Origin of the sequence: Streptomyces sp. NRRL WC-3549, assembly GCF_000721935.1 — a bacterium.
Lineage (GTDB): Bacteria > Actinomycetota > Actinomycetes > Streptomycetales > Streptomycetaceae > Streptomyces.
This window is the reverse complement of record NZ_KL585399.1, coordinates 13,275-17,131: the sequence shown is the minus strand read 5'-3', so window position 1 is coordinate 17,131 and position 3,857 is coordinate 13,275. Positions and strand designations below refer to the sequence as shown.

The window sequence follows — 3,857 nt, the reverse complement described above, 5'->3', positions numbered from 1 at the left end:
ACAGGAGGCCGCCCAGCGCGCCCGCCGCGCCGCCGACGCGCTCGCCGGCCTCGCCCACCGCCTCCGCGACCGGGCCGCCTGGCAGGCCAGGCTCCGTGAACTCACCGACGAGGCGGCCGAATCCGAGGCCCGCGCCGCCGCCTGCCTGGACCGGGCACGCGCCGCGGACGAGGACCGCCGGGCCGCCCAGCGGGCGGCGGACGACGCCCACCGCACCGCCCGCGCGCTGCGCGCCGAACGCGCGGAGATCGCGGGCGCCCCGGAATCACTCCCGGAGCCCTCCGCCGACAGCGCCCGCACGTCCCTGCCCGCTCTGCGCGAGGCCTACCGGGCCGCCTCCCGGCTCTACGAGAAGGTCGGAGTCGGGGCCGACCTGCGCGCCGAACAGGCCCGCGCGGAGGGCGACGAGAGCGCCGCCCTGGCGGAACTGGACCGCCTGACCAACAAGGTCCGCACCCGTGCCGCGGCCCTCCTGGAAGGCACCGACGGGGCGGACGGGCCTTCCCGGCAGGCCGCCGCGGCACGCGCCGAATCCCTCGTCCACCTGCTGGAGACCAGGGCCTCCACGGCCAGCGAACAGCTGGGCCGGCTCCGCGGCGAGACGGAACGGCTCGCCCCTAAGAGACGACCTCGTCCCGGCCGACGCGGACCAGGCGCAGGGTCTGCTCCGGACCGCGACCACCGAACTGGCCACCGCCACCGAGGCGCTGGAGACCGCGCGCGCCGCCCACGGCCAGCTGCTCCGCGCCCACCGCACGGCCGAGGAGTCCGCCGCAGGCTTCGACGAGACCGCGGCCCTCCTGCGTGACCTGCTCAGGGACCACACGCCCGACGAGGAGGCCGAGCCCCCCGAGCCGTATCCCGGAACCCTCGACGAGGCCAGGCAGTCGGCCGCCGAGACCCGGCGCTCCCTGCGCGGCTGCGCGGGCGACCTCTCGGCGGCCGAGGCCTCCGTGCGGGAGGCGAGCGACGTGCTCGTACGGCACGCCAACTCCACCCGTTACGAACAGGTCCGCACGCCCGCCCGGCAGCAGATCCGCGAACTCCCGGCCGCCGCCCTTCCCGACCACGCGGAGAAGTGGGCCGCCGCCTTCGCGCCCCGGCTCCGGGTGCTCACCGACGAACTGGCCCAGTTGGAGCGCAACCGCGACTCCATCGTCGACCGGCTCCGCGGCCTGGTGGATTCCGCGCTCACCACGCTGCGCTCCGCCCAGCGGCTCTCCCGGCTCCCCGAAGGGCTGGGGGAGTGGTCGGGGCAGGAGTTCCTGCGCATCCGCTTCGAGGAACCCGACCAGGCCACCCTCACCGAACGGCTCGGCGAGGTCATCGACGAGGCCACGCACGCGGCGCTGAAGAAGAACTCCGACCTGCGCAGGGACGGCATGTCCCTGCTGCTGCGCGGGGTCGAGGCGGCGCTGCGGCCCAAGGGCATCGCGGTCGAGATCCTCAAGCCGGACGCGGTGCTCCGGGCCGAGCGGGTGCCCGTGGGACAGATGGGCGACGTCTTCTCCGGCGGCCAGCTGCTCACCGCGGCCATCGCGCTGTACTGCACCATGGCGGCCCTGCGCAGCAACGACCGGGGGCGCGACCGGCACCGCCACGCCGGGACGCTCTTCCTCGACAACCCCATCGGCCGCGCCAACGCCACGTACCTGCTGGAGCTCCAGCGGGCCGTCTCCGACGCGCTGGGCGTCCAGCTGCTGTACACGACCGGTCTCTTCGACACCACGGCGCTCGCCGAGTTCCCGCTCGTGATCCGGTTGCGCAACGACGCGGACCTGCGCGCGGGGCTGAAGTACATCAGTGTCGAGGAGCACCTGAGGCCGGGGCTTCCGCAGCAGGACCCCGACGGCGAGACGGTGCACGGGGAGATCACCGCGACCCGGATGTTCAGGCGGTCGCCTCAGCCCGCCGAGGCACCGGTGGCCGCGCCCGTCCCGGAGATGCGCTCGCAGACGGACACCCGCGCCCCGGCGGATCCGTCACCGGGCTCGCCGGTGCGCTGAACCCAGGAGGCCGAACGGGTGGGGGCGGCGGGGCCGCGCCCCGGCCGGGCGCCGTCCCCGCATCCACCGCCTCCCGGACATCGGAAGGAGAGCGGGCCGCGGCCGCGGTCAGGCCACCCGGGAGAGGCCGCCCGCGCCGCGGCGTCGTATTCGGGCGCTCCGGGGGGCCTGTGCCCGGGCGGCGGCCCTCGCCCTGCGCCGCTCGCGCCGCATCCGGCGGGCCGTGCTGCTCGGCACGGAGACCACGCCGTGCCGCTGGTTCCACACCTGCCGGGTCACCCACACGTCCAGCACGGACCAGGTGGCGACCACGGTGCTGGCCACCCCGCTGAGCACCATCGGGAAGGCCAGCCACGACCCTGCCAGGGTGCACAGGAAGGCCACCACGGCCTGGATGATGGTCAGCGACATGATCAGCACCGCCCGCACGGCCGCGGTACGCACCGGATCGGGCATCCGCCGCCGTATCGCGGGCTCCTCCACCCACAGCTGCTGCCGGGGGATCCCACCGCCGCCCGCCGGCCCGGCCGCCGCCGACGCGTTCCGGCGTTCATCCGTCTCCACGGACCTTCAACTCCCCTCCGCCGTACGACTCAGGGGGTGGCTGCCCGGCATGCGCCCGTTCTACGCCGACGGAGCCCTCCGCCGTGCCACGCGTACCCCACAAGGCCGTCTGCCCCCGTACAGGTGGACGAACGCCGGGGGGTGAAGATTCCCGTCGAACACCCTCAATCAGCACCGAAAGCCCATGGAACGTAGAGATCCAGCCAACCGCCCGACGCGAAATCGTGGGCGGCGGCCTGGCTTTCTCTGGCACATTCACAAATTTCTCCGCCGGTTATACCGGGACAACTGGTGATCAACACGGGGAAGGGCGGCCGAAAATCGTCCGGACGTGCCTTCGAGTTGTCCGTAAGTCAGTAGTAGGCTCGCGCCGTTTGTTGACGGAACACCGATGGGCCTCCGGTGCGCCACCGCCGGAAGACCGGAACCACACCGACACGACCACCCCCGCGGTGCGGGGTCGAGCTGGGGGAGGCCATGCGCTTTCGCGGGAAGTCCATCCGCAGGAAGATCGTGGCGTTGCTCCTGGTGCCGCTCGTCTCTCTCACCGGGCTGTGGGTCTTCGCCACTTACATCACCGGCCGTGAGGCCCGCGACCTGCTCGGTGCCGGTTCCATCATGGAGAACGTCGGGCATCCCCTGGAGGACACCGTCCGTGCCGTCCAGGACGAACGGCGCCAGACCCTCGTCTTCCTCGCCGATCCCCGGGCCTCCGAGGCCCTGCCGCTCCTGCTGCGACGGCGCGCCGCGACGGACCGGGTCGTGGCGGACGTCCGGCGCAGCGCCGCACGCGACGACGTACGCGACGCGCTGAGCCCGGAGGCCGAGGCGCGGCTCGACTCGATCCTCAGCGAGGTCGACGGCCTGGACGCCCTGCGGTCCTCCGTGGAGCGGCGCACCATCGACCGGACCAGGGCACTCGACTTCTACAACGGGCTCGTCGACCCCTGCTACCGCTTCCTCAACGGCCTCCACACCATGGAGAACGTCTCGGCGGACAAGCAGTTCCGCGCCCTCGTCGGCGTCTCGCGGGCCCGCGAGATGCTCTCCCGCGAGGACGCCCTGGTGGCGTCCGGGCTGATCGCCGGACGGCTCGGTGCCCCCGAACTGCGTGCCGTGTCCGACCTCGCCGCCAACCGCCGCCTCCTCTACGAGGTCAACCTGGAGCTGCTGCCGGAGGCCGAGCGGGCCCGGATGGAGCAGTACTGGTCCGGTCCCGACACCGAACCGCTGCGCACGGCCGAGCAGAAACTCATCGCGGCCGGTGCGTTCAAGAAGCCCGGAACC

2 protein-coding genes and 1 pseudogene are annotated in these 3,857 nt (G+C 73.5%); 2 read left to right on the top strand and 1 reads right to left on the bottom strand.

The window, feature by feature from the left end:
- Positions 1-2,006: pseudogene (locus IH13_RS37515) on the top strand (hypothetical protein); the annotation flags it as partial.
- Between the two features lie 108 nt (positions 2,007-2,114).
- Here IH13_RS37515 and IH13_RS0114940 read toward each other — a convergent pair.
- A complete protein-coding gene (locus IH13_RS0114940; protein WP_031084640.1) occupies positions 2,115-2,570 on the bottom strand; it encodes a hypothetical protein in 456 nt (151 codons plus the stop codon).
- Positions 2,571-3,047: 477 nt separating this feature from the next.
- On the opposite strand from IH13_RS0114940, the gene IH13_RS0114935 reads away from it, so the two are divergent.
- The coding region (locus IH13_RS0114935) for a nitrate- and nitrite sensing domain-containing protein (protein ID WP_199814670.1) at positions 3,048-3,857 on the top strand (810 nt) is incomplete at its 3' end.